Consider the following 25,508-nt stretch of genomic DNA (forward strand, 5'->3'; position numbering starts at 1 on the left):
CGCCAAGCGGGCCCGCCGCGTGCGCTGCGCCGCGCTACTGTCGTTCAAGCGACAGTTGATGCGGCGCTTGCCCCGTTTCAGTGCGCGCCGGCTGCAGCGTCGCTGGCACCGCCGCCGCGTTGCGGCCGGGACAGCCACACCAGCGGAATCAGGAACAGGAACAACACGGCCGAGGCATAGAAGATGTCGGACGTGGCCAGCATGAACGATTGCTGCGTCACCAACTGATTGACCTGCGCCAGCGCCTGGCCCGAGTCAAGGCCGGCGCTGCCCAGCCCGGACAGCGCGCTCGTCGCCGCGTGGCTGCCCTGCGTGACCGACTCCACCAGATGCGCGTGATGCAAGGTGGCGCGGTTCTCCCACAGCGTGGTCGTGATGGACGTGCCCATCGCGCCTCCGGTGATGCGCAGGAAGTTCGACAGGCCCGACGCGGCGGGAATGCGATCGGGCGTCAGTCCCGACAGCGTGATGGTCACCAGCGGGATGAAGAAGAACGCCATCGCCACGCCCTGCACCAGTGTCGGAATCATGATGGTCATGAAGTCCGCCTGGGTGTTGAAGCGCGAGCGCATCCAGAGCACGAGCGCAAACACGAGGAACGAGAACGTCGCGTAGCGACGCGCATCGACCTTGCCCACGGTGAGCCCCACCACGGGCGACAGGACGATCGCCAGCAGCCCCACAGGCGCCATCGCCATGCCCGCCTGCGTGGCGGTGTAGCCCATGAACTGCTGCAGCCAAAGCGGCAGCAACACCACGTTGCCGAAGAACAGGCCATAGGCCACGGCGGTGGCCACGGCACCCGTCCAGAAGTTGCGGCGCTTGAACAGCGACAGGTCGACGACCGGATGCTTTTCGGTCAGCTCCCACGCCAGGAAGAACAGGAACCCGACGCCCGCCAGGACCGCGAGCAGGACGATCTGGCCGGAATGGAACCAGTCGAGCTCCTTGCCCTTGTCGAGCATCAGTTGCAGCGAGCCCACCCAAAGCACCAGCAACGACAGGCCGATGATGTCGATGGGCACGCGGCGCGTATCGCTTTCACGGTCGCGATAGATCGCCAGCGTGATCAGCGCCGCCAGGATGCCGACGGGGATGTTGATGTAGAAGATCCAGGGCCACGAGACGTTGTCGGTGATCCAGCCGCCCAGCAGCGGCCCCATGACCGGCGCGACCAGCGTGGTCATGGACCACAGGGCCATCGCCATGCCCGCCTTGGCCCTCGGGTAGCTCGAGAGCAGCAGCGTCTGGGACAGCGGAATCATCGGTCCGGCCACGAAGCCTTGCAGCGCCCGGAAGGCGATCAGCGAGGTCATGTTGGGCGCCAGGCCACACAACCAGGACGTGATGACGAACAGCAGGATGCTCGCCACGAACAGGCGCACCTGCCCGAAGCGCTGCGTTAGAAAGCCGGTGAGCGGAACCGCGATGGCATTCGCCACCGCGAAGCTGGTGATGACCCAAGTGCCCTGGGTCGTGCTCACGCCCAGGTCGCCGGAGATCGCCGGCAGCGAAACGTTCGCGATCGACGAATCGAGCACGTTCATGAAAGTGGCGGCCGACAGGGCCACCGTGCCCCACATGCGCGCGGAGCCTTCCAGCGGCGGCAGCGGAACGTGTGCGGGTTGAGCAGAAGCCATCGCGAAGCGAAAAGAGCGTACGGATCAGGAAGGATTGGCTTCTGCGCCGCGTGCGGCGGTGCCGTGCAGCGGGCTCTTGGGCGAATGCGCCTTGCTGCCCGACTTGGGCGCCTCACCGCTTCCTGCAACCCTGGGCTCGCCCAGGTTGGCCGCCACGATGCGGTCGACCAGCGCGTTCGCACCCTGGTCGAGTTCGCCATACACATCGGTCTGCGTTGCGGCGGCAGGACGCGGCGCGTCGGCGAGCATCTTGCCGCTCTTGTCGGACACGTCCACCTCGACATCCATCGACAGACCCACGCGCAGAGGCGAGGCCTTCACTTCCTTGTTGTCCAGCTCGATGCGCACCGGCACGCGCTGCACCACCTTGATCCAGTTGCCGGTGGCGTTCTGCGCCGGCAGCAGCGCGAACGCTGCACCGGTACCCACACCCAGGCCCGCGACGTGGCCGGCGTATTCGATCTTGCCGCCGTACATGTCGGCCGTGAGCTTCACGGGCTGGCCGATGCGGATGTTGCGCAGCTGCACTTCCTTGAAGTTGGCATCCACCCAGACCTTCTGCAACGGCACCACCGACATCATCGGCGCCCCAGCCGCCACACGCTGGCCCAGTTGCACGGTGCGCTTGGCCACATAGCCGTCGACCGGCGCGACGATGTTGACGCGCGCCTGGGCCAGGTAGGCTTCGCGCAGCTTGGCCGCGGCGGCCTTCACGCTGGGGTGGTCGGCCACGCTGGTGCCTTGGGTGAGCGCCTGATTGCTGGCCAGTTGCTCCTTGGCGGCCGTCACACCGGCCTGCGCCGCGGCAAGCGCGCTCTTGGCATTGGACAGCGCCGTCTCGGCATGGTTGAGTTCTTCCTTCGACACCGCCCCGTTGCCCGACAGAGCCTTGCGGCGCTTGAGATCGTCTTCTGCGCGGGCAATGTCCGACCTGGCCTTGGCGATGTCGGATTCCTTGAGCGCCACCTGGGCCGACAGCGAGCCGTTGTTCAGATACAGCGTGCGCACCTGACGCACGGTCTGCGCCAGCGCGGCCTCGGCCTGCTCCAGCGCCACGGTGGCATCGGCGGGATCGAGCCTGACCAGCGGCTGGCCGGCCTTGACGTAGTCCGTCTCGTCGGCACCGATGCTCATGACCGTGCCGGAAATCTGCGGCGTGATCTGCACGACGTTGCCCTGGACGTAGGCGTTGTCGGTGGTTTCGTAGTGACTGGCCACCAGCCATTCGTAGGCGCCCCAGCCCGCTCCGAGGACGACGACGGCCGCCGCCAGGGCGGTCAGGGCCTTGCGGCGCTTGCCGTTGCCGGGAGCCTGCTCGGCAGGCGCAGTGTTTTGAGCGTCGGACATGATGATTCTTCCTGTAATCGTCTAACTGTGTTTGGGATCAGCGCTGCACGGTCGCGGCGGCGCTGGCGGCGTGGGCCTGGGTGTTGGCGGCTGGGGCGGCGCCGGCCGAAGCAGCGGCGTCTTCCTGCGGCCGATAGCCGCCGCCGAGAGCCTGGGCCAGTTGTGCCTGCGTGGAGAGAGCGCGCGCGGCCAGGTTGACCTGGTCACGCCGTTGAGCCAGCACGCTGTTCTCGGCTGTCAGGACGTCCAGGTAGGTGCCAAGTCCTGCGCGATAGCGCTGCAGGGCGATGTCGTAGGCGCCTTCGGCGGCCTGCTGGCCCTCGCGCTGCTGCACCTGCTGGCGAGCCACCGACTTGACCGACGCCACTTGGTCGGCCACGTCGCGAATCGCATCGATCACGGTGCCGTTGTAGCTTTCGACGGCCGCGTCGAGGTCGGCGTTCTTGCCGCGCAGGTTGGCGCGCAGCCGGCCGCCTTCGAAGATCGGCAGCTTCACGGCTGGGCCGACGCTCCACATGAAGCTCGAGATGTTGAGCAGCTTGTCCACGCCCAGGGCCTGGTAGCCGATGGAGCCGACCAGATCGATGTTCGGATAGAACTGCTTCTTGGCATAGCTCACGTCTTGCGTGGCCGCCTCCACGCGCCAGCGCGCAGCCACCACGTCGGCGCGATGGCCGAGCAGGTCGGCCGGCAGATGCGCCGGCATGGCGGGCACGGAAAGCTTGTCGAGTTGAGGCGCCTGCAACCTGCTCGTGGCATTGGGCTGCGCCACCAGTGCATCGAGTGCGTGATGGGCAATGGCGATCTGCTCGTCCAGCTCTTCGATGCGCTGGCGGGCCTCAGGCAGTCCGGCCTCGCTCTGTCGCAGTTCGAGCCGAGTGTCCAGCCCCGCGCTTACGCGATCGCGCACCAGCTTGAACGTTTCCTCGCGCTGAGCCAGCGTGCGGCGCGCCACGCCCTGCAGGGATTCGAGCCGGGCCCATGCGATGTAGGCGCTGGTCACGCGCGACGACAAAAGGATGCGCGCCGCCTGTTCTTCGGCCTGAGCGGCATTGCTCGCGCCCACGGCAGCAGCAACGGCCGCGCGGTTCTTGCCGAAGAAGTCCAGCTCCCAGCCGGCGTCGAGTGTGAGCGAGCCACTGTTGATCACCGCGCCGGCGAGCGGCTCGGGAACGGTGTAGTTCTCGCTGAACTTCTGGCGCGTGACGCCGAGGTCGGCGTTCACTTGAGGCAGGCTGGCCGAGTGGGCAACGTCGATCGCCGATTGCGCCTTGGCCAAACGCGCGCGGGCCGTTCCCAGGCTGGGGTTGCCCTGGAGGGCCTGTTCGACCAGTGCGTCGAGTTGCGGATCGCCGTAGGCGCGCCACCACTGGGCATCGATCTCGGCGGTGGCGATGTCGCTCACGCGGGCCGTGCTTGCGGGCGCTGCGGACGCATCCTGAAGCCCCAGAGAAGCGGCGTCGCGCATGCGCGCCTGCGAATCGATGCCCGACATGTCGGCACAGCCCGACAGAAACGCCAGAGCGGCCAACGTGAGTGCCGTGGCAGCCGTCTTGACGCCGCGACGTGCCGGCTCGGATGAATGGATGAAAGTCATTCTTGCTTCTCTCCGCGGGCGTTGATGACCTGCGCGTTTTCGAGGATGCGGCGCAGGTAGCCCTTGAGTTGTTCCCACTCCTCGACGGAGAAACCCGCGAGGTATTCGTTCTGGACGCGCGCAAGGATGCTCGGCACTTCCTGTGCGGCCGCCCTGCCCTCGTCGGTGAGTTCGATGTTGACGACGCGCCGATCGGCCACGGAGCGGACTCGGCGGCAGAGATTCTTGGCTTCCAGGCGATCGAGCAGCCGGGTCATGGCGCCGGCATCCAGGCCGCATTCGCGCGCCAGTTCGGCCACCGTGTTCACGTTGCCCACATGCAGCTTGTGCAGCGGCATCCATTGCGGATAGGTGGGCTGGCCCGGCTCGCAGATGCTCGTTTCCACGGTCTGCGACAACGCCGCGAGGATGCGCTTCATCATGTAGCCAATGCTTTCGTCGACGACGTAGGCGTGCGGCTTGTAGAAGTCGACTACCGCTCGATCGCGTGGCGATTGGCTGTCGTTTGCCGAATCGTCGGCGTTGGAATCTGCCCGATTTGTCATGCCTAGATAATAATTGCCTCGGCATTTATTGTCAAGGTTGACTTTTGGTGTGGCAAGCGTTGGTTAAAATGCGGGCACATGGCCGCCGTCGCTCCCCCCTCCTCCTCCGATTCGTCCGCACAACCTGCCAGCAAGGCTTCGCCACGTTCGCTCTCGGGGCTGGGCCCATTTCTGCGTCCCTACCGCCTGCAGATCAGCCTGGCGGGCGTCTTCCTCGTACTGGCGGCCGTCACCACGCTCGTGTTTCCTATCGCGCTGCGTGGCTTGATCGATGGCGGGCTCATCAGCGGCGACCGGGGCCAACAGGTCATGGGACTGGCCGAGCACTTCCTCGAACTGTTTGCCGTTGCCGTTGCGCTGGGCATGTTTTCGGCAGCGCGCTTCTATACGGTCAGCTGGCTGGGCGAGCGCGTCACCGCCGATCTGCGCAACGCGGTCTATACCCACGTGCTGCGTCAGAGCCCGGCGTTTTTCGAGACCACGCAAAGCGGCGAAGTGCTGTCACGGATCACCACCGATACGACGCTGGTGCAGACCGTCGTCGGCTCATCCCTGAGCATGGGCCTGCGCAACGCGGTGATGGGCATCGGCGCCCTGGCGATGCTGGTCTGGACCAACCCCTATGTGATGACGCAGGTGCTGCTGATCCTGGTGCTCATCATCCTGCCGAGCATGTGGTTCGGCCGGCGGGTGCGACGGCTTTCGCGTGCGAGCCAGGACCGGGTGGCCGACTCCAGCGCCATCGCGGCGGAGGTGCTGAACGCCATTCCCGTGGTGCAAAGCTATACCGCCGAGACGCGCGAGTCCGAACGGTTCCGCGCCTCCACCGACAGCGCATTCAAGACGGCCGTGCGCCGCGCCAAGGCGCGCGCGGTGCTGGTGGCCTTCATCATCATCGCCACGTCCGCTTCGCTGCTGTGGGGGCTGTATGAGGGCACGCAGGCGGTATTGCACGGCGAGATCACGCCCGGCCACCTGGGGCAGACGGTCGTCTACGTGATCATCCTGGCCAGTTCGGCGGCCGTGCTCGGAGAGGTCTATGGCGACCTGCTGCGCGCGGCCGGTGCCACCGAGCGCCTGATGGAACTGCTGCACGCCGAATCGGACATCGCCTCGCCGCAGTCGCCAGCGATTGCGCCGCAGCCGGTGGGCGGCAGCACGCTGGAATTGGAAGGGCTCACCTTCCACTACCCTTCGCGGCCCGATACCGCCGCGCTGCGCGACTTCAGCCTCACCGTTCGCCCTGGCGAGACCGTCGCGCTTGTCGGGTCGAGTGGCGCGGGCAAAAGCACCGTGCTTCAGTTGCTGCTGCGTTTCTACGATCCTCAGCAAGGCCGCATCCGCCTGGATGGCGTACCGCTCGATGCGTTGGCCCTGGACGATCTGCGTGCCCGCATCGGCCTTGTTCCGCAGGACGCAGTGATCTTTTCGGCCAGCGCGATGGAGAACATCCGCTACGGACGGCCCGAAGCCAGCGACGACGAGGTCCGCGCGGCGGCGACAGCCGCCTTCGCAGACGAATTCATTGGCGCCCTGCCGGAGGGATATCACACCTTCCTCGGGGAGCGCGGCGTGCGCCTGTCTGGCGGCCAACGCCAGAGGCTCGCCATCGCACGCGCGATCCTCAAGAACGCACCGCTGCTGTTGCTGGACGAAGCCACCAGTGCTCTCGATGCGCAGAGCGAGCGGATGGTGCAGGCCGCCCTTGAAAGCGCCATGGAGAACCGCACCACTGTCGTCATTGCCCATCGTCTGGCAACGGTGCAGAAGGCCGATCGGATCGTGGTGATGGACCACGGTGGCATCGTCGAGCAAGGCACGCACGCCGATCTCGTGGCGCGCGGCGGTGTCTACGCCCGACTGGCCGCGCTGCAGTTCAGCGCCTGAGCTACTGCAACGTTTCCTTGAGGGCCTTGGGCAGCGCGACCTGCATCACGGCAATGCCCTCGTCGGCCAGCGCTTCGGTTTCTTCTCGGGTCGCCTGACCACGTATGCCCCGCTCCGGTGCGTCGCCATGGTGAATGCGCCGCGCCTCGTCGGCAAAGCGATCGCCGACGTCTTCGGTGGCGGCAATGAGTTCGCGCACGGCGCGCAGCCAGCGCCCCTGGACCTGCATGGCAGCCTGCGCAGCTTGCCTTTCTTCTTGACTGGAAGGCTGTACAGCGACGGGGGTTGGTGCGGCACCGAGATTGAGGCGCGGGGCAGACAATTGCTTGGCCACCGCCTTGTCGCCGCACATGGGGCACTCCACCAGGCCGGCGGCCTTTTGCTCCTCGAATGCATCGTGCGAGGCAAACCAGCCTTCAAAGGCATGTCCGACACCGCACTTGAGATCCAGCACCTTCATGGGCGCATTATCCCGCCGGGTTGGCTTGGTGCGGAGTCATCCAGTCCAGTGGCCATGCCCCAGACAGGTATTGGGTCAGCCAAAGCATGCAGGTGAGACTTTTGGCATCGGTCACTGTGCCGTCGCGGCACCACCCCAGCAATTGATCGACGGGTGCGGCAAAGACGTCCAGAAACTCGCCGTGGTCGAGCTGGCGCTCCCCCGCAGTCAGGCCGCGCGCGAAATAGACGTGAATGATCTCGGTCGAGTAAGCCACCGCCAAATGCATGGCCCCGGCATGTGCCCATTCTCGCGCGCGATAGCCGGTCTCTTCCAGCAGTTCCCGCTGTCCGCAGATGAGCGGATCCTCGCCTGCGTCCAGCTTGCCTGCCGGGAACTCGACCATGACGCGCTCGACCGGATAGCGAAATTGGCGTTCGAGCACGACTCGTCCGTCGTCAAGCAAGGGAACAACCACCACAGCGCCGGGGTGGATCACATATTCGCGGGTAGCGCTGTGACCGTCCGGCAGACGAACGGTATCGCGCCGTGCCGTCAGAAAGTTGCCCTGGAACAGCAGTTCGCTCGCGGTAGCGACTTCCTTCAGGTGCGGATCGTCGTTCGTCAAGTGTCAGCTCCGATGTTTGAGCAGGTATCGCCAGGTAAAGCCGGGAAAGGCCAGCACGAGGAACAGCGCGGCGGAGACGGCATAGAACTCCCACCCTTGGGCAAAGTTCTGGCCCAGCCTCTTCTCGAAGAGCATGCCCACGCCACCCACCACAAAGAAGAGCACGACCAGTTCCGCAAGGCGAACCGGTAGCGACTTATGGGCCGACCCAAGCGGCACGACCGCCATGAGGCGGTCGTTCAAGAAAGGCAGGTTGGCGCCAAGCAATGCCAACGCCAACACGACCCAGACCGAAGCATTGAGCGCTGTCATGTCAATCAGTTGGGCGTACGGGCCGCGCGCAGTCGTTCAGGCTGGCGGGCCACCACCAACTCAGGTCGCCAGCGTGGCCACGATGGCCTTGGCACAAAGCGTCATCAGGCCGCCGGGAACGATACCCAGCACCAGGATCAGCGCGCCATTGAGCGACAGCACGGCACGCACGTCGCCAGGGGCCGAGACGGTCGTCGCCGTCACCGGCTCGTCGAAGTACATCACCTTGACGACGCGGATGTAATAGAACGCACCGATCAGCGACGCCAGAACCGCAAACACCGCGAGGCCGATGTAGAGGCCCTGGCCCGTACCGATCAGCGCCTGCAGGACGGCAAGCTTGGCATAGAAGCCGACCATCGGCGGGATACCAGCCAGCGAGAACATCGCAATGGCCATGACGGCCGCGTACAGGGGGCTGCGCTGGTTGAGCCCAGCCAGATCAGTGATCTCTTCGCTCTCGAAGCCTTCGCGAGCCAGCAGCAAGATGATGCCGAAGCTTGCCAGCGTCGTCAGCACGTAGGTGATGATGTAGAACATCGACGCGCTGTAGGCGAACTGGGCGTTCAACGTATTGCCGTTGACCACGCCCGCCGCCAGACCCAGCAGCATGAAGCCCATCTGAGCGATCGTCGAATAGGCGAGCATCCGCTTGAGATTGGACTGCGCAATCGCGGCCAGGTTGCCGACCAGCAAAGACGCCACCGCAAGCACGATCAGCATCTGCTGCCAGTCAAACGCCAGCGGCAGCAGACCTTCGACCAGCAGACGGATGATGATCGCGAAAGCCGCCAACTCTGGCGCCGCGCCGATCATGAGCGTGATGGCTGTCGGTGCGCCGTGATAGACGTCAGGCAGCCACATGTGGAAGGGCGCCGCGCCGACCTTGAAGGCCAGTCCCGCCACGACGAACACGAGGCCAAAGACCAGCACCTGATGCTTGACCGAGCGGCTGGCGATTACCTTGAACACCTCGTTCACATCCAGGGTGCCAGTGGCGCCGTAGATCATCGAAAGCCCATAGAGCAGGAACCCGCTCGCGAGTGCGCCCAGCACGAAATACTTCATGGCGGCTTCGCTCGCCAGCACGTTGTCGCGACGCAGGGCGACGAGCGCGTAGCTCGACAGGGTGAGCAATTCCAGACCCAGGTAGATGACCAGGAAATTGCTGCCGGAGATCATCACGAAGATGCCCAGCAAGGCCAGCATCGACAGCGTGAACATCTCACCGCCACGAAGCATGTCCCGATCTGCAGCGTAGGGCCGGCCATAGACCAACGTGACCATCAGTGCCAGCGTGGCGAAGCACTTGAGCCAGTTGCCCATTGGATCGCTGACGACCATGCCACCGAAGCCGAAGACGGTCTGGCCCGCAACGGCATTCGATCCGGAAAGGTACGCCACCACGGCGAGGGTCAGCAGCGTCAGGATATAGGTGCGCGTGCGCCGGGCATCGGTACCCATCAAGTCGACCAGCGCAATGATGCAGGCCATCACCAGAAGAACAATCTCCGGGTAGACGGTGATCCAGCTGAGTTTGTCAATCATCTCGTTCTCTTGTTCGGGCTGGACTTATGGAAGCTTGGAGATCGCCACGTGGCGCAACAGCTCCGTGACCGAGGCATCCATCACGTCGGTAAAGGGCTTGGGATCGAGACCCATCCAGAGCACCGCGATGGCCAGAAGCGCCAGCATCAGGAACTCGCGACCATTGATGTCGGTGAGCTCCTTGACGTGGTCGTTGGCGACCGGGCCCATGTAGACGCGCTTGTACATCCACAGCGTGTATGCCGCGCCAAAGATCAGCGCCGTGGCTGCACCCAGGCCAAGCCAGAAGTTGGCCTTGACGGCACCGAGGATGACCATCCATTCGCCGACGAAACCCGCCGTGGCCGGCAGGCCACAGTTGGCCATGGCGAACAGCAGCGCGAAGGCCGCGAACTTGGGCATTGTGTTGACGACTCCGCCGTAGTCGGCGATCTGCCGGGAGTGCATACGGTCGTACAGCACTCCGATGCACAGGAACATGGCGCCAGAGACAAAGCCGTGGGCGATCATCTGCACCAGGCCGCCGGCGACGCCCAGGTCGTTGAAGATGAAGAAGCCCAAAGTGACGAAGCCCATGTGCGCCACCGAGGAGTACGCCACCAGCTTCTTCATGTCCTGTTGGACCAGGGCGACCAAGCCGACGTAGATCACGGCGACCAGAGAGAGTCCGATCATCAGCCACGCCCATTCGTGGGCAGCGTCCGGGGCGATCGGCATCGAGAAACGCAGGAAGCCATAGGCGCCCAGCTTCAGCATGATGGCGGCCAGCACTGCCGAGCCGCCGGTAGGTGCCTCGACGTGCACGTCGGGCAGCCAGGTGTGGACCGGCCACATCGGCACCTTGACGGCAAAGGCTGCGAAGAGCGCGAAGAAGATGAGCGTCTGCACATGGCCGCTCAACTTGACTTGGTGCCATTCCAGGATGTCGAAGCTGCCACCGGATGCGTTGTAGAGGTAGATCAGTGCAACGAGCAGGAGCAGCGAGCCCAACAGCGTGTACAGGAAGAACTTGAACGCTGCATAGATCCGGTTCGGACCGCCCCAGATGCCGATGATCAGGTACATCGGAATCAGCGTCGCCTCGAAGAAGACATAGAACAGCACGCCGTCGAGTGCGGAGAACACACCGATCATCAGTCCTGACAGGATCAGGAATGCGCCCATGTATTGGTTGACGCGCTCGGTGATCACCTGCCAGGCCGAGATCACCACGATCACGGTGATGAACGACGTGAGGAGCACGAACCACAGCGAAATGCCGTCCACGCCCAGGTGGTAGTTGATGTTGAAGCGCCCGATCCAGGGCGACTTCTCGACGAACTGCATGGCGGCCGTACCCAGCTGGAAGCTGGTGTACAGCGGAACGGTCACCACGAAGCTGACCAGCGAGCCGATCAGCGCGACCCAGCGCACCAGCGGCGCGCGGTCGTCACGCCCGAAGGCCAGCAGCACGGCGCCAAAAGCGATCGGCACCCAGATGGCAAGACTCAGCAAACCCATTTTTCTTTTTCTCCAGTGCCGCCGCTTATCGCTGGAACCACACGAAGTAGGACATCAGCACGAACACCCCGAGCAGCATGGCGAACGCATAGTGATAGATGTAGCCCGACTGGAACCAGCGCACGACACCCGCCAGGCGCCCCACCAGTTTCCACGAACCGTTGACGACCGCGCCGTCGATGAGCGCCTGGTCGCCGCCCTTCCAAAGGCCGACGCCGAGTGCTCGTGCGCCGCGTGCGAGCACGTTCTCGTTGAACCAGTCCATGTAGTACTTGTTCTCGAACAGCACGTACACCGGACGGAAGACGCGGGCAATCGCTTGGGGGATGCTCTGGTTGACCAGATAGAAGTACCAGGCGACGACCACGCCGGCCAGCGCCAGCCAGAACGGCCAGGCGGTCAGCCCATGGATCGCCATGGCGATCGGGCCATGGAATGCCTCTTCCATCTCCGTCATCGCGTGGTGACGCGCGGCGTCGATAAAGATCGAGTCCTTGAAGAACTCGCCGTACAACATCGCATCAATGGCCAGGTAGCCGATCACGACTGACGGGATCGCCAACAGAATGAGCGGCAGTGTCACGACCCATGGCGACTCGTGCGGCTTGGCGTCATGCCCATGGCCGTGCTCATCATGGCCGTGAGCGTGGTCGTCGTGATGCGCATCCGGATTCTGGTCGTAGCGCTCCTTCCCATGGAAGACAAGGAAGTACATCCGGAACGAGTAGAAGGCCGTGATGAACACACCCGAAAGCACAGCGAAGTACGCGAAGCCCGAACCCCACAGGTGGCTTTCGTGCACCGCTTCGATGATGCTGTCCTTCGAATAGAAACCCGAGAACAGGGGCGTTCCGATCAGGGCCAGTGAGCCGACCAGCGACGTGATCCACGTAATGGGCATGTACTTGCGCAGCCCGCCCATCCAGCGGATGTCCTGGTTGTGGTGCATGCCGATGATCACCGAGCCCGCACCAAGGAACAGCAGCGCCTTGAAGAATGCGTGCGTCATCAGGTGGAACACCGCCACCGAATAGGCCGATGCACCCAGCGCCACCGTCATGTAGCCGAGTTGCGAAAGCGTCGAATAGGCGACGACACGCTTGATGTCGTTCTGGATCATGCCCAGGAAGCCCATGAACAGGGCCGTGATGGCACCGATCACCAACACGAAAGAGAGCGCGGTATCCGACAACTCGAACAGCGGGGACATGCGCGCCACCATGAAGATGCCCGCCGTCACCATCGTGGCGGCGTGGATCAGCGCCGAGATCGGCGTTGGGCCTTCCATCGAATCCGGCAGCCAAACATGAAGCGGGAACTGTGCGCTCTTGCCCATCGCACCGATGAACAGGCAGATGCAGGCCACGGTGATCAGCATCCAGTCGGTGCCGGGCAGCGTCAAGCCAGCCAATTCGGTCTTCTTGGCGAACACCTCGCCGTAGTTGAGCGATCCGGCGTACGCAGCCAGCAGGCCAATGCCCAGGATGAACCCGAAGTCACCCACGCGGTTGACGAGGAATGCCTTCATGTTGGCGAAGATCGCCGTCGGCTTGGTGTACCAGAAGCCAATCAGCAGGTACGACACCAGGCCCACTGCCTCCCAGCCGAAGAACAGCTGCAGCATGTTGTTGCTCATGACAAGCATCAACATGGAGAAGGTGAACAGGGAGATGTAGGCGAAGAAGCGGTTGTAGCCTTCGTCTTCCTCCATGTAGCCGATGGTGTAGATGTGAACCATCAGCGACACGAACGTGACGACGCACATCATCATCGCCGTCAGGCCGTCGACCAGGAAGCCGACTTCCATCTTGAGGCCGCCGACCACCATCCATTCGTAGATGGTGGCGTTGAAACGCGCACCGTCGACCGCGACGCTCCAGAGCGTCATCGCCGAAATGACGAAGGCAATGGCCACGCCCAGGATCGTGATGGAATGGCACGCGCGGCGACCAAGCAGGTTGCCGCCGAACTTGGTACCGAAGATGCCGGCGACGACGGAACCGACCAGCGGCGCCAGTGGAACAGCCAGCAGTGTGGATGCGGACAGGGTTGAGCTCATGAATGTCTTACCTATCAGCCCTTGAGCTCGTTGAGTTCGTCCACGTTGATGGTCGACTTGTTGCGGAACAACAGCACCAGGAGCGCGAGGCCGATGGCCGACTCGGCGGCCGCCACGGTCAGGATGAAGAACACGAAGACCTGGCCGTGCATGTCGCCCAGGTAGTACGAGAACGCAACGAAGTTGATGTTGACCGCCAACAGCATCAGTTCGATGGCCATCAGCAAGATGATCAGGTTCTTGCGGTTCAGGAAGATGCCGATTACCGACAGCGCGAACAGGATCGCGCCGAGCGACAGAAAGTGTCCGAGTGAGAGGGTCATGCCTTGGCTCCCGGTTGAGCGGCGTCAGAGGGCTCCTGGGCGGGCTCTGCGGCACGAGTCACCGGCATCTGGACGATGCGCACGCGATCCTTGGCCTTGACGCGGACCGCCTCGCTGGCGTCGATCGACTTGCTGTCCTTGCGCTTGCGCAGCGTCAGGGCAATGGCCGCAATCATCCCGACCAGCAGGATCACCGCAGCGACTTCGAGCGGATAGAGGTATTCGCTATAGAGCAGCTTGCCCAACTCCATCGTGTTGGACGTGCCGGGGACAGCAGCAAGCGCGGCACCGCGCGGAGCGCCATCCATGCGAAAGCCCCCCATCAGCACGGCCGCCATTTCGAGCGCGATCAAAGCGCCGACAGCGGCGGCCAACGGAAAGTGCTTCCAGAAGCCCTTGCGCAGTTCCGTCACGTCGATGTCCAGCATCATCACGACGAATAGAAAGAGCACCATCACGGCCCCGACGTAGACCAGCACCAAAGTGATGGCCAGGAACTCGGCGCGCAGCAGCAGCCAGATGGCCGATGCCTGGAAGAACGTGAGCACCAGATACAACGCCGAGTAAACGGGATTGCTCGCGGTGATGACGCGGAATGCTGCGAACAGCAGCACCGCGGAGAACAGATAGAACAGGCCGGTCGTGACGTCCATGGTCGTTTTTCTTTTGGGGCTGGGCCGACCGCTTCAGCGGTATTTGGCGTCAGCTGCCTTGGCAGCGGCGATTTCGGGCTCGTAGCGGTCGCCAACGGCCAGCAACATGTCCTTGGTGAAGTACAAGTCGCCTCGCTTTTCGCCGTGGTACTCGAAAATGTGTGTCTCGACGATGGAATCGACCGGGCAGCTTTCTTCGCAGAATCCGCAGAAGATGCATTTGGTCAGGTCGATGTCATAGCGCGTCGTGCGGCGCGATCCGTCATCCCGTACGTCAGACTCGATCGTGATGGCCATCGCCGGACAGACGGCTTCGCACAGCTTGCAGGCGATGCAGCGTTCTTCGCCGTTTTCATAGCGGCGCAGCGCGTGCAGGCCGCGGAAACGCGGGCTCAGCGGCGTCTTTTCCTCGGGGAACTGAACGGTAATCTTGCGGCTGAAGGCGTACTTGCCCGTGACGGCGAGCCCCTTGAAGAGCTCGACCAGCATGAAGGACGACAAGAAGTCCTTCAGCGAGAACGGAGCGGCAGCGGTAGTGGAGTTCGTGGACATGATGGTGGCTTCCGTCATTTCCAGATGTTGAAGGGGGTCTGCATCCATGCGCCGACCACCACCAGCCACACCAGCGTGACCGGAATGAAGATCTTCCAACCCAGACGCATGATCTGGTCATAGCGGAAGCGGGGGAATGTCGAGCGCACCCACAGGAACATGGTCACGACGCAGAACGTCTTGATGCCCAGCCAGATCCAGCCCGGAATGAAAGCGAGGAAATCGAAGGGAGGCAACCAGCCGCCCAGGAACATGATCACGCACAGGATCGAGACGAGCCACATGTTGGCGTACTCGGCCAGGAAGAACATGGCGAAGCTCATGCCCGAGTACTCGATCATGTGACCGGCAACAATTTCCGATTCGCCTTCCACAACGTCGAAGGGGTGGCGATTGGTCTCGGCCAGGCCGGAGATGAAGTACACGAGGAAGATCGGAAGCAACGACAGCCAGTTCCAGGACAGGAAGCCCACGCCCATCGAAGCGAAGTGGCCCTTGCCCTGTCCGGTGACGATGTCCGTCATGTTCAGGCTGGCCGAAACCATGAGCACCACCACGAAGCAGAAGCCCATGGCGATTTCGTAGCTCACCATCTGTGCCGAGGCGCGCAGCGCGCCCAGGAAGGCGTACTTCGAGTTCGACGCCCAGCCGGCGATGATCACGCCGTACACCTCCAGCGAGGTGATGGCCATCACGAACAGCAGGCCGGCATTGATGTTGGCCAATGCGACGTCCGGACCGAAGGGAATCACTGCCCACGCGGCCAGGGCCGGCATGATGGTCATGATCGGGCCGAGGAAGAACAACCCCTTGTTGGCCACCGTCGGCGCGATGATTTCCTTGGTCAGCAACTTGAGCGCGTCGGCAATCGGCTGAAGCAGGCCCAGCGGCCCGATGCGATTGGGGCCGATACGGATCTGCGTGAACCCAATGGCCTTGCGCTCCCACAGGGTCAGATAGGCCACCGCACCCATGAGCGGAAGCACGACCACGACGATCTTGATGAGCGTCCAGATGACGGGCCAGACCACCCCCGTCCACCAACCCGCCGAAGCCAGGCCAAGTCCGAAGCCGTAGATCGAATCGATCATGCGAGCACCTCCTGCTCGGCGGCGGCTTGTTCAAGGGCACGACGCGCGTCTGCAGTCAACTGCAGAGATGGCGCTCGGCGCACGATTCCATCGAGTTGGTAGATGCTCGCGACGACGGGTTCGGGCAACGCGCCTTGCGCGATGGCCGGCTGTGCCAAAGTGGCATTGCTCATGCGCTCAGCCGGCACATTGCCGGTGACGCCCGCGGCTTGCAAGACGTCCGCGGTGCTCTCGTATTCGAACCCGGAAAGCCCCAACAGATTACCCAGCACGCGCAGCACTTTCCAGCCCGGGCGGGCTTCGCCCATCGGCTTGACCACGGCGTGGAAGCTTTGAACGCGACCTTCGGCATTGACGAAGGAGCCAGGCGTTTCGGAGAACGGGGCGATCGGCAGGAGCACGTCGCTGAATTCCAAGTTGGACTTGAAGGGGCTCAGCGTGACGACCATCTGTGCTTGCGACAGCGCTTGCGCAGCTTGGGCACCCGCGGCCGAGTCGAACACCGGCTCGGTGTTCAGCAACAGCACGGCCTTGAGGCCACCTGCCAGCATCTGGCCGGCATTCAGGCCGTCCTTCTGGGGCTGGGCGCCCACGCATTGAGCGCCGACCGTGTTGGCCGCCTCGGTCAGGTAACCCACCGTTGCGCCGGTCTGAGCACCGATCCAGTTGGCCAAGGCCAGCAAGGCATCGGCCTGCGCGTGATGCGCGGCTGCGTTGCCCAGCAACACTGCCTTGCGCTCACCGCCCAGCAGCGAGTCGGCCATGGCGCGGGCTGCGTCATCGGCTTCGACGCCCGAGATCGGCGCGGCCACACCCTTGGCTTGCGCCACGGCAGAAGCAACACGGCCCAGCGCAGCCACCCACTGGGCGGAATCCGTGACGGTCGCGTTGGCCACGGTCATGGCCCAGGCTTCGCGGTCGGCGAACAACTTGTTCGACGTGATGGCGCTCAGTACCCCGCCCTTGCGGATGGCCTGGCGGATGCGCTGCGCGAACAGCGGATGGTCCTTGCGCAGGTTCGAACCCACGACCAGCACACGCTGCATCGTCGACAGCGAGGCAATCGAAGTGCCAAGCCAGCGCACGCCCTCGCCTGCCGCGTCGAACTGCGCGCGGCGCAGACGGTGATCGATGTTGTCGCTACCCAGGCCGCGGGTCAATTGACCAGCGAGGATCAACTCTTCCAGCGTGCTGTGCGGGCTGACCAAGGTACCGATGCTGCCTGCGCCGTGATCGGTCTTGATCTGCTTGAGGCCATTGGCCACGTATTCCAAGGCAGTCTGCCAATCAACGGTCTGCCATTGACCGCCCTGCTTGAGCATGGGCTGCGTCAGGCGCTCGGGGCCATTGAGGGCTTCGTACGAGAAGCGGTCGCGATCGGCGATCCAGCACTCGTTGACCTCTTCGTTCTCGAGCGGCACGACGCGCATCACGCGGCCGCTCTTGACCTGCACGATCAGGTTGGCACCGGTGGAGTCATGTGGGCTGACCGACTTGCGGCGCGACAGTTCCCAGGTGCGGGCGCTGTATCGGAATGGCTTGCTCGTCAGCGCACCAACGGGGCAGATGTCGATCATGTTCCCCGAGAGTTCGGAGTCCACGGACTGGCCCACGAAGGTTTCGATCTCGGAGTGCTCGCCTCGGTGCGACATGCCCAGTTCCATCACGCCGGCCATCTCCTGGCCGAAGCGCACACAACGGGTGCAATGGATGCAGCGGCTCATCTCTTCCATGCTGATGAGCGGGCCTACGTCCTTGTGGAAAACAACGCGCTTCTCGTCGTCGTAGCGCGACGCGGAACCGCCGTAGCCCACCGCCAGGTCCTGCAGTTGGCATTCGCCACCTTGATCGCAGATCGGGCAGTCCAGCGGGTGATTGATGAGGAGGAACTCCATCACCGACTGCTGGGCCTTGATCGCCTTGTCGCTCTTCGTGCGAACGATCATCCCCTGCGTCACGGGCGTGGCGCAGGCCGGCATCGGCTTGGGTGCCTTCTCGATGTCGACCAGGCACATGCGGCAGTTGGCCGCGATGGAAAGCTTCTTGTGATAGCAGAAGTGCGGAATGTAAGTACCGGCCTTGTCGGCCGCATGCATGACCATGCTGCCTTCGGCGACTTCCACCTTCTTGCCGTCGAGTTCAATTTCAACCATGGGGTGTTTCCGGTCTCAGACCTTGGCCGCGGCCGGCTTGGCAACATAGCCCGGGATCATTGCCTCGAACTCGTGCCTGAAATGCTTGATCATCGCGCGCACCGGCATTGCGGCGGCGTCGCCCAATGCGCAGATGGTGCGGCCCTGGATGTTGTCAGCCACCGAATTGAGCAGGTCCATGTCGGTAGCCTTGCCTTCGCCGCGGTGGATACGGTCGACCAGGCGCCACAGCCAGCCCGTGCCTTCACGGCAAGGCGTGCACTGACCGCAGGATTCGTGCATGTAGAAGTACGACAGCCGCTTGAGCGACTCGACCATGCACCGGCTGTCGTCCATCACGATGACGGCGCCCGAGCCCAGCATCGACCCAGCTTTGGCGATGGAGTCGTAGTCCATCGTGCACTCCATCATGATCGAAGCCGGCAGTACCGGAGCGGACGAACCGCCTGGGATCACCGCCTTCAGCGTGCGGCCCTTGCGCACGCCACCGGCGAGCTCCAACAGCTTGGAGAACGGCGTGCCCATCGGCACTTCATAGTTGCCCGGCAGTTCAACGTCACCCGAAACCGAATAGATCTTCGTGCCGCCGTTGTTCGGCTTGCCGCATTCCAGGTAAGCCTGACCACCGTTGTTGATGATCCAGGGCACCGCGGCGAAAGTCTCGGTGTTGTTGATCGTCGTCGGCTTGCCGTAGAGACCAAAGCTGGCCGGGAACGGCGGCTTGAAGCGCGGCTGGCCCTTCTTGCCTTCCAGCGATTCGAGCAGCGCGGTTTCTTCTCCGCAGATGTAGGCGCCGAACCCATGCGCAGCATGCAACTGGAAGTTGAAGTTGCTGCCCATGATCTTGTCGCCCAGGTAGCCGGCGGCACGGGCCTCTTCCAGGGCTTCCTCGAAGCGATCGTAGGTCTGGAAAATCTCGCCGTGGATGTAGTTGTAGCCGATGCTGATGCCCATCGCATAGGCGGCGATGGCCATGCCTTCAATGACGATGTGCGGGTTGAATTGAAGGATGTCGCGATCCTTGCAGGTACCCGGCTCGCCCTCGTCCGAGTTGCACACCAGGTGCTTCTGGCCCGGAAACTGCCTCGGCATGAAGCTCCACTTCAGGCCGGTGGGGAAACCTGCACCACCACGGCCACGCAGGCCTGAACCCTTGACTTCGGCGATCACCTGGTCGGGCGTCAAACCCTCGGTCAGGATCTTGCGCAGCGCCTTGTAGCCGCCACGCGCCTCATAGTCGGCCAGGCGCCAGTTGGTGCCATCCAGCCCGGCATAGATCTGGGGCTCGATGTGACGGCCATGAAAGCAGGTCTGGACTCCGGTCGCCTGGAACTGGGCCAACACTTGATCGGCGTTCATCACGAAGCACTCCCTTCGACGCTGGCACGCAGGCCATCGACCAATTGGTCCAGCTTGTCGTCGCTCATGAAGCTGCACATGGTGCGATCGTTGACCAGCATGACCGGCGAATCGGCGCAGGCGCCGAGGCATTCGCTCTGCTGCAGCGTGAACAGGCCGTCGGCCGTGGTCTCGCCCATCTGGATGCCCAGCTTCTTCTCGAGGTGGTGCAGCGCATGCTGGCCGTCGCGCAACTGGCACGGTAGGTTCGTGCACACATTGAGCTTGAAGCGGCCAACCGGGCGCTGGTTGTACATGTTGTAGAAGGTCGTGACCTCATGCACGGCGATCGGCGCCATGCCGAGATACTCGGCCACTTCGCGCTCGCGCTTCACGCTGACGAAGCCTTCTTCATGCTGCACGATGGCCAGGCAGGCCATCACGGCCGATTGCTGTTGGCCCGCTGGATACTTGGCCACTTCGCGGGCAAAGCGCTCCAGCGTGGCAGCCGACAGCGGCGCGCTGCCGGGACCCTGTTCGGTATTCATGTGCGTACTCATCGATCAATCTCGCCGAACACGATGTCCATGGTGCCGATCACAGCCACGGCGTCGGCAATCATGTGGCCTCGTGCCATTTCGTCCAAAGCCGCCAGGTGGGCGAAGCCGGGCGCACGGATCTTCAGGCGGTAGGGCTTGTTCGCACCATCGCTCACGAGGTAGATGCCGAACTCACCCTTGGGATGCTCGACCGCCGCATAAGCTTGACCCGGCGGCACGTGGAAGCCTTCGGTGAAGAGCTTGAAGTGGTGGATCAACTCTTCCATGTTGGCCTTCATGGATTCGCGCGAAGGCGGGGCCACCTTGTGGTTGTCGGTGATCACCGGGCCCGGGTTGGCGCGCAGCCACGCCGAACACTGCTGGATGATCCGATTGGCCTGGCGCATCTCTTCGACACGGACCAGGTAGCGGTCATAGCAATCTCCAGTCTTGCCCACCGGAACATCGAAGTCCATGCGGTCGTAGACGTCGTAAGGCTGCTTCTTGCGCAGATCCCACTCGACGCCGGAGCCACGCAACATGGCTCCGGTAAAGCCCAGATTGAGGGCTCGCTCGGGCGAAACCACGCCGATGCCGACCGTGCGCTGCTTCCAAATGCGATTGTCGGTGAGCAGCGTCTCGTACTCGTCAACCATCTTCGGAAAGCGCTTGCAGAAGTCGTCAACGAAATCCAGCATCGAGCCCTGGCGGTTCTCGTTGAGCTTGGCAATCGCCTTGGCATTCTTGATCTTGCTGACCTTGTACTGCGGCATGGTGTCCGGCAGATCGCGGTACACGCCACCAGGACGGAAGTAGGCCGCGTGCATGCGAGCACCCGACACTGCCTCGTACAAGTCGAACAAGTCTTCCCGCTCACGGAAGCAGTAGATGAGCATGTTCATCGCGCCGCAATCCAGCCCGTGCGCACCAAGCCAAAGCAGGTGGTTCAGCAGGCGCGTGATCTCGGCGAACATGACGCGGATGTACTGGGCACGCAGCGGCACTTCCAGACCCAGCATCTTTTCGATGGCCAGGCAATACGCGTGCTCGTTGCTCATCATCGAGACGTAGTCCAGCCGGTCCATATAGGGCAAGGACTGGATGAAAGTGCGCGTCTCGGCCAGCTTTTCGGTGGCGCGGTGCAGCAGGCCAATGTGCGGATCTGCGCGCTGGATGACTTCGCCATCGAGCTCGAGCACCAGGCGCAACACGCCGTGCGCCGCCGGGTGCTGTGGCCCGAAGTTGAGTGTGTAGTTCTTGATTTCAGCCATGGAACTCGTGCGCCTCAGTGAAGGCCGCTGCCGTACTTGTCTTCGCGGATCACGCGCGGCGTGATTTCGCGCGGCTCGATGGTCACCGGCTGATAGATCACGCGCTTCGCCTCGGGGTCGTAGCGCATTTCCACATGACCCGAGATCGGGAAATCCTTGCGGAAGGGGTGGCCGATGAAACCGTAATCCGTCAGGATTCGGCGCAGATCTTCGTGCCCTTCGAACACGATGCCATAGAGATCGAATGCCTCGCGCTCGAACCACACAGCCGCGTTCCAGATGGCACTGACAGAGTCGACCACCGGCAGATCATCGTCAGGCGCAAAAACAGTCAGGCGCACGCGTTGATTGAGGGCCACGGACAGCAGGTGGCTCACCACGCCGAAGCGCAAGCCCTCCCATTCGCCGTCGCGGTAGCTGGAGTAATCCATGCCGCAAAGGTCGATCAACTGCTCGAACCGGCAGCCCGGCGCGTCGCGCAACAGGCGGGCCACTTCCAGATAGTCAGCCGCGTCCACCACCAGGTTGACTTCACCCAACTCGACGCTGACGCGCTTGGCTTTGCTGCCCAGCACCTCAACCAAGGTGGCCTGCAAGGATTCAGGGGAAATTGCGAAATCGCTCATCGTCGGCATCCGCGTCTCAAGCGCGCGCAATGGTGTTGGTGCGGCGGATCTTCTGCTGCAGCTGAATGATTCCGTAGAGCAGCGCCTCTGCCGTCGGCGGACAGCCAGGCACATACACGTCGACGGGAACGATGCGGTCGCAGCCACGCACCACCGAATAGCTGTAGTGATAGTAGCCACCGCCGTTGGCGCAGGAGCCCATCGAGAGCACCCAGCGCGGCTCCGGCATCTGGTCGTAAACCTTGCGCAATGCCGGCGCCATCTTGTTGCACAGCGTGCCGGCCACGATCATGAGATCGGACTGGCGAGGGCTGGGACGGAACAGCATGCCAAAGCGATCGATGTCGTAGCGAGCCGCACCCGCATGCATCATTTCGACCGCGCAGCATGCAAGACCGAAAGTCATCGGCCACAGCGAGCCGGTCTTGGCCCAGTTCACCACGGTGTCGTACGTCGTGGTGACAAAGCCTTCTTTCAAAACGCCATCAAGGGCCATTTGCTTAGTTCCTCGTCATTCCCAGTCAAGGGCGCCTTTTTTCCACTCGTAGACGAAGCCCACGACGAGGATGGCCAGGAAAATCATCATGGCCCAGAAGCCAACAGCGCCGATCTCCTTGAGCGCAATGGCCCAGGGAAAGAGAAATGCAATTTCAAGATCGAACAGGATGAAGAGGATGGCGACCAGGTAGTAGCGCACATCGAACTTCATGCGGGCGTCCTCGAAGGCTTCGAAGCCGCATTCGTATGGGGAGTTTTTCTTGTCGTCAGGGCGATTGGGGCCCAACAAGAAACCGAGGACCTGCGGTGCAACTCCTACACCGACACCGACCAGGATGAACAAAAGGACGGGGAGATAGGAATCGAGGGTCATCGGGGGTTCTTTACCGCTTGCCACCGGCAGGAAGGAATTCCTGCCGGTGAGATTTGGTGCCGTCGGCGAGACTCGAACTCGCACAGCTTTCGCCACTACCCCCTCAAGATAGCGTGTCTACCAATTTCACCACGACGGCTGTATTCGTGTGCCCGGATGGCATGAGGTACCGAGGCGAGTACCTCTGGCTTTTGGCTTTCCGGACAGCTTTAGAGTTTACCCTGAAATGCGGTCGTTTCCGTCACGACTGCACACAAGTTCACCAACTCATTTGTTTGGGATCTGATCGGCACTGCCAGACGCCGGTGCTTTTGCGCCCGCGGGCTGCCCTGCAGCGGCGCCCGTCGAGGGAGCGGCAGCCGGCTTCTGGCTTGCGCCAGCCGGAATTTCAGAGGCAGGCGCGACAGGTGCAGCCGCCGGAGCCGCTGGGGCCTGGGTCGCTGCGCGCTCGAGCAAGCTGTCGCCGCCGGCCGGACGCGAGTGCCCCAGGTAAGCCAGGCCCAACGTGCATCCAAAGAACACCACTGCCAGGGCCGCCGTCGTGCGCGACAGGAAGTTGGCGCTGCCACTGGCGCCAAACAGGCTACCTGCACTGCCACTGCCGAAGGCAGCGCCCATATCCGCCCCCTTGCCATGCTGAAGAAGGATCAGGCCAATCATTGCCAGGGCTGCCAGCATTTGGACGCCGACCAGCAAATTCATCATCACGTTCATTCGTTCTTACTCCGGATTTCTTGTTTCTTGGGTATCAGGGGCGGACGCCAGCTTTTGCGACGTCGTTCGCGGCAGCAATGATCTGCAGGAAGTCGGCCGACTTCAGGGACGCGCCGCCGATCAGGCCACCGTCGATATCGGGCTGGGCCAGCAACTGTGGCGCGTTGGCAGCATTCATGCTGCCACCGTAAAGGATACGAATGCCGGCGGCATGGTCGCCAGCTGCGTGGTGCAATTGAGCGCGCAGCAAATGGTGCACTGCCTGCGCCTGCTCGGGCGTGGCGGTCTTACCAGTGCCGATGGCCCACACCGGCTCATACGCGACGACGATCTCGCTGATGCAGTGACCGTTGTCGTGAATGACGGCCGCCAACTGCCGCTTGACCACCTCTTCGGTCTGACCGGCCTCGCGCTCGGCGAGCGTCTCGCCGACGCAGACGATGGGCGTGATGCCGTGTCGGAGGGCCATCGCCGTCTTGGCAGAAACGACTTCGTCGCGCTCGCCGTGGTACTGGCGACGCTCCGAGTGACCTACGATTGCATAACGGACACCGAACTCCTGGAGCATCGCCGCCGACTGCTCGCCGGTGTATGCCCCGCTCGGATGTGCAGAGACGTCTTGCGCGCCGAGCGCGATCGCGCTGCCACTGACGATCCCGCCCACCTGGGCAAGGTAGGGACCGGGGACGCAAACGGCGACATCGCACACGGACGCACCCAGACCTTCCAGCACCGCCTTGAGCAAGGTCTCATTGGAAGCCAGGCTGGCGTTCATCTTCCAGTTGCCGGCAATCAGTTTGCTCTTGTGAACCGTCATGCTTTCAGTTTCCTTGCCAGTTCAGCACGATCTTCCCGATGTGCTGATTCGATTCCATCAATGCGTGCGCCTGTGATGCTCCGCTAGGTTCGCCAGCAGCAGCGAACGTGCTGTGGATCACGGGTCGCACGGCTCCGCTTTCCAGCAGCGGCCACACCTTCTCGCGCAGGGACTTGGCAATGGCCCCCTTGAATTCCACCGGGCGCGGACGCAAGGTCGAGCCCGTGATGACCAGCCGGCGACGCAGGACCTGCCCGGCATCGAAGCCGCTTTTGACACCCCCCTGAATCGCAATGATCACGAGTCGACCGTCATCGGCCAGGCAACTGACTTCGCGCGCCACGTACTCGCCAGCGACCATGTCCAGGATCACGTCCGCCCCTTTGCCGCTCGTGAGGCGCTTGACCTCTTCGGCAAAGTCGGCCGTCTTGTAATTGATGGCGTGATCCGCGCCAAGGCGCTTGCACGCCTCGCACTTTTCATCGCTTCCCGCCGTGGCGATCACTGTCGCACCCAGAGCCTTGCCGAGTTGAATGGCAGTGACGCCGATTCCGCTCGTACCGCCCTGGATCAGCAGGGTCTCGCCTTTTTGCAGGCGACCGCGATCGAAGACATTGCTCCACACGGTAAAGAACGTCTCTGGCAACGAGGCCGCCTCGATGTCACTCCAGCCCTTGGGAACCGGCAGGCACTGCGCCACGGGAGCGACGCACAATTGCGCGTAGCCGCCGCCAGCCACGAGCGCGCACACGCGGTCACCCACCTTCAGCCCAGCCTCTCGCATGGCCGCCTCGTCGCCCGAGACAATTTCGCCTGCGACCTCCAACCCTGGAAGGTCAGACGCACCCGGCGGAACCGGGTAGTGGCCTTTGCGCTGAAGCACGTCTGGCCGGTTCACGCCGCTGGCCGAAACGCGGATCAGCAGTTCGCCCGATCCGGCAGCCGGATCGGGACGCTCGACTTCACGAAGTACCTCGGGGGCACCGTAGGACGCAATTTCAATGGCTTTCATGATCCCTCTGGCGACGAAGCCGCCAGCGTGTTAACGCGGGCGGCTG

Annotated in this window: 25 protein-coding genes and 1 tRNA gene; 1 reads left to right on the forward strand and 25 read right to left on the reverse strand. The window is 63.1% G+C overall.

All coding sequences use genetic code 11. The features are described 5' to 3' along the window. Window positions 1–77 precede the first annotated feature (77 nt). The 4 genes from QTH91_RS18090 to QTH91_RS18105 are packed head-to-tail and all read right to left on the reverse strand — an operon-like array spanning window position 78 to window position 5,129. A complete protein-coding gene (locus QTH91_RS18090; protein WP_286661478.1) occupies window positions 78–1,640 on the reverse strand; it encodes a DHA2 family efflux MFS transporter permease subunit in 1,563 nt (520 codons plus the stop codon). A gap of 24 nt (window positions 1,641–1,664) precedes the next feature. Next, window positions 1,665–2,987, reverse strand: a complete 1,323-nt coding sequence (locus tag QTH91_RS18095) for an HlyD family secretion protein (protein ID WP_286661479.1) — start codon at window positions 2,985–2,987, stop codon at window positions 1,665–1,667. Between the two features lie 37 nt (window positions 2,988–3,024). Then, window positions 3,025–4,584 (reverse strand): efflux transporter outer membrane subunit, encoded by a 1,560-nt coding sequence (locus tag QTH91_RS18100; protein WP_286661480.1) that lies wholly within the window; start codon window positions 4,582–4,584, stop codon window positions 3,025–3,027. Beyond that, window positions 4,581–5,129 (reverse strand): MarR family winged helix-turn-helix transcriptional regulator, encoded by a 549-nt coding sequence (locus tag QTH91_RS18105; protein WP_286661481.1) that lies wholly within the window; start codon window positions 5,127–5,129, stop codon window positions 4,581–4,583. The genes QTH91_RS18100 and QTH91_RS18105 overlap by 4 nt, the downstream gene beginning before the upstream one ends. 78 nt (window positions 5,130–5,207) lie before the next feature. On the opposite strand from QTH91_RS18105, the gene QTH91_RS18110 reads away from it, so the two are divergent. Further along, the gene (locus QTH91_RS18110; RefSeq protein ID WP_286661482.1) at window positions 5,208–7,016 is read left to right on the forward strand and encodes an ABC transporter transmembrane domain-containing protein; all 1,809 of its coding nucleotides are present in this window, start codon (window positions 5,208–5,210) and stop codon (window positions 7,014–7,016) included. A 1-nt stretch (window position 7,017) separates the two neighbouring features. Here QTH91_RS18110 and QTH91_RS18115 read toward each other — a convergent pair whose 3' ends face one another. The 21 genes from QTH91_RS18115 to QTH91_RS18215 all read right to left on the reverse strand — a co-directional run bounded on the left by QTH91_RS18115 (window position 7,018) and on the right by QTH91_RS18215 (window position 25,462). Beyond that, window positions 7,018–7,476: a DUF1178 family protein gene (locus tag QTH91_RS18115; RefSeq protein WP_286661483.1), complete on the reverse strand. Its 459-nt coding sequence runs from the start codon at window positions 7,474–7,476 to the stop codon at window positions 7,018–7,020. A 7-nt stretch (window positions 7,477–7,483) separates the two neighbouring features. Further along, window positions 7,484–8,083: an NUDIX domain-containing protein gene (locus tag QTH91_RS18120; protein WP_286661484.1), complete on the reverse strand. Its 600-nt coding sequence runs from the start codon at window positions 8,081–8,083 to the stop codon at window positions 7,484–7,486. A gap of 3 nt (window positions 8,084–8,086) precedes the next feature. Continuing rightward, window positions 8,087–8,395 carry a DUF2818 family protein gene (locus QTH91_RS18125; protein WP_286661485.1) on the reverse strand — a complete coding sequence of 103 codons (309 nt, stop codon included), beginning with the start codon at window positions 8,393–8,395 and terminating at the stop codon, window positions 8,087–8,089. A 60-nt stretch (window positions 8,396–8,455) separates the two neighbouring features. Further along, window positions 8,456–9,943: an NADH-quinone oxidoreductase subunit NuoN gene (nuoN, locus tag QTH91_RS18130; protein WP_286661486.1), complete on the reverse strand. Its 1,488-nt coding sequence runs from the start codon at window positions 9,941–9,943 to the stop codon at window positions 8,456–8,458. 24 nt (window positions 9,944–9,967) lie between these two features. Then, a complete protein-coding gene (locus QTH91_RS18135) occupies window positions 9,968–11,443 on the reverse strand; it encodes an NADH-quinone oxidoreductase subunit M (RefSeq protein ID WP_286661487.1) in 1,476 nt (491 codons plus the stop codon). 25 nt (window positions 11,444–11,468) lie between these two features. Beyond that, window positions 11,469–13,502 (reverse strand): NADH-quinone oxidoreductase subunit L, encoded by a 2,034-nt coding sequence (gene nuoL / locus QTH91_RS18140; protein ID WP_286661488.1) that lies wholly within the window; start codon window positions 13,500–13,502, stop codon window positions 11,469–11,471. A 14-nt stretch (window positions 13,503–13,516) separates the two neighbouring features. Then, window positions 13,517–13,825 (reverse strand): NADH-quinone oxidoreductase subunit NuoK, encoded by a 309-nt coding sequence (gene nuoK, locus QTH91_RS18145; protein WP_286661489.1) that lies wholly within the window; start codon window positions 13,823–13,825, stop codon window positions 13,517–13,519. Beyond that, complete coding sequence (locus tag QTH91_RS18150) at window positions 13,822–14,478, reverse strand: NADH-quinone oxidoreductase subunit J (RefSeq protein ID WP_286661490.1); 657 nt, start codon at window positions 14,476–14,478, stop codon at window positions 13,822–13,824. The genes nuoK and QTH91_RS18150 overlap by 4 nt, the downstream gene beginning before the upstream one ends. Before the next feature lie 33 nt (window positions 14,479–14,511). Beyond that, entirely contained in the window at window positions 14,512–15,030 is a 519-nt protein-coding gene (gene nuoI / locus QTH91_RS18155) for an NADH-quinone oxidoreductase subunit NuoI (RefSeq protein WP_390367435.1), read from the reverse strand. Window positions 15,031–15,044: 14 nt separating this feature from the next. After that, a complete protein-coding gene (nuoH, locus tag QTH91_RS18160; protein WP_286661492.1) occupies window positions 15,045–16,121 on the reverse strand; it encodes an NADH-quinone oxidoreductase subunit NuoH in 1,077 nt (358 codons plus the stop codon). Next, window positions 16,118–18,274, reverse strand: coding sequence for an NADH-quinone oxidoreductase subunit NuoG (gene nuoG, locus QTH91_RS18165; protein ID WP_286661493.1), 2,157 nt, complete (start codon window positions 18,272–18,274; stop codon window positions 16,118–16,120). The genes nuoH and nuoG overlap by 4 nt, the downstream gene beginning before the upstream one ends. 15 nt (window positions 18,275–18,289) lie before the next feature. Continuing rightward, window positions 18,290–19,633 (reverse strand): NADH-quinone oxidoreductase subunit NuoF, encoded by a 1,344-nt coding sequence (gene nuoF, locus QTH91_RS18170; protein WP_286661494.1) that lies wholly within the window; start codon window positions 19,631–19,633, stop codon window positions 18,290–18,292. After that, complete coding sequence (nuoE, locus tag QTH91_RS18175; RefSeq protein WP_286661495.1) at window positions 19,633–20,160, reverse strand: NADH-quinone oxidoreductase subunit NuoE; 528 nt, start codon at window positions 20,158–20,160, stop codon at window positions 19,633–19,635. Before nuoE ends, nuoF begins: the two co-directional genes overlap by 1 nt. Window positions 20,161–20,168: 8 nt before the next feature. Further along, window positions 20,169–21,422: an NADH-quinone oxidoreductase subunit D gene (locus QTH91_RS18180; protein WP_286661496.1), complete on the reverse strand. Its 1,254-nt coding sequence runs from the start codon at window positions 21,420–21,422 to the stop codon at window positions 20,169–20,171. A gap of 14 nt (window positions 21,423–21,436) precedes the next feature. Continuing rightward, window positions 21,437–22,048 (reverse strand): NADH-quinone oxidoreductase subunit C, encoded by a 612-nt coding sequence (locus tag QTH91_RS18185; protein WP_286661497.1) that lies wholly within the window; start codon window positions 22,046–22,048, stop codon window positions 21,437–21,439. Between the two features lie 16 nt (window positions 22,049–22,064). Next, window positions 22,065–22,544 carry a NuoB/complex I 20 kDa subunit family protein gene (locus QTH91_RS18190; RefSeq protein WP_286661498.1) on the reverse strand — a complete coding sequence of 160 codons (480 nt, stop codon included), beginning with the start codon at window positions 22,542–22,544 and terminating at the stop codon, window positions 22,065–22,067. Between the two features lie 15 nt (window positions 22,545–22,559). Continuing rightward, window positions 22,560–22,919 carry an NADH-quinone oxidoreductase subunit A gene (locus QTH91_RS18195; protein ID WP_286661499.1) on the reverse strand — a complete coding sequence of 120 codons (360 nt, stop codon included), beginning with the start codon at window positions 22,917–22,919 and terminating at the stop codon, window positions 22,560–22,562. A gap of 54 nt (window positions 22,920–22,973) precedes the next feature. Beyond that, window positions 22,974–23,058 (reverse strand) — tRNA-Leu (locus QTH91_RS18200). A gap of 128 nt (window positions 23,059–23,186) precedes the next feature. After that, complete coding sequence (gene secG / locus QTH91_RS18205) at window positions 23,187–23,633, reverse strand: preprotein translocase subunit SecG (RefSeq protein WP_286661500.1); 447 nt, start codon at window positions 23,631–23,633, stop codon at window positions 23,187–23,189. Window positions 23,634–23,667: 34 nt separating this feature from the next. Then, window positions 23,668–24,450: a triose-phosphate isomerase gene (tpiA, locus tag QTH91_RS18210; protein ID WP_286661501.1), complete on the reverse strand. Its 783-nt coding sequence runs from the start codon at window positions 24,448–24,450 to the stop codon at window positions 23,668–23,670. Window positions 24,451–24,454: 4 nt separating this feature from the next. Continuing rightward, entirely contained in the window at window positions 24,455–25,462 is a 1,008-nt protein-coding gene (locus tag QTH91_RS18215; RefSeq protein WP_286661502.1) for an NAD(P)H-quinone oxidoreductase, read from the reverse strand. Window positions 25,463–25,508: the final 46 nt, after the last annotated feature.

This window comes from Variovorax dokdonensis, assembly GCF_030316895.1.
GTDB lineage: Bacteria > Pseudomonadota > Gammaproteobacteria > Burkholderiales > Burkholderiaceae_C > Variovorax > Variovorax dokdonensis.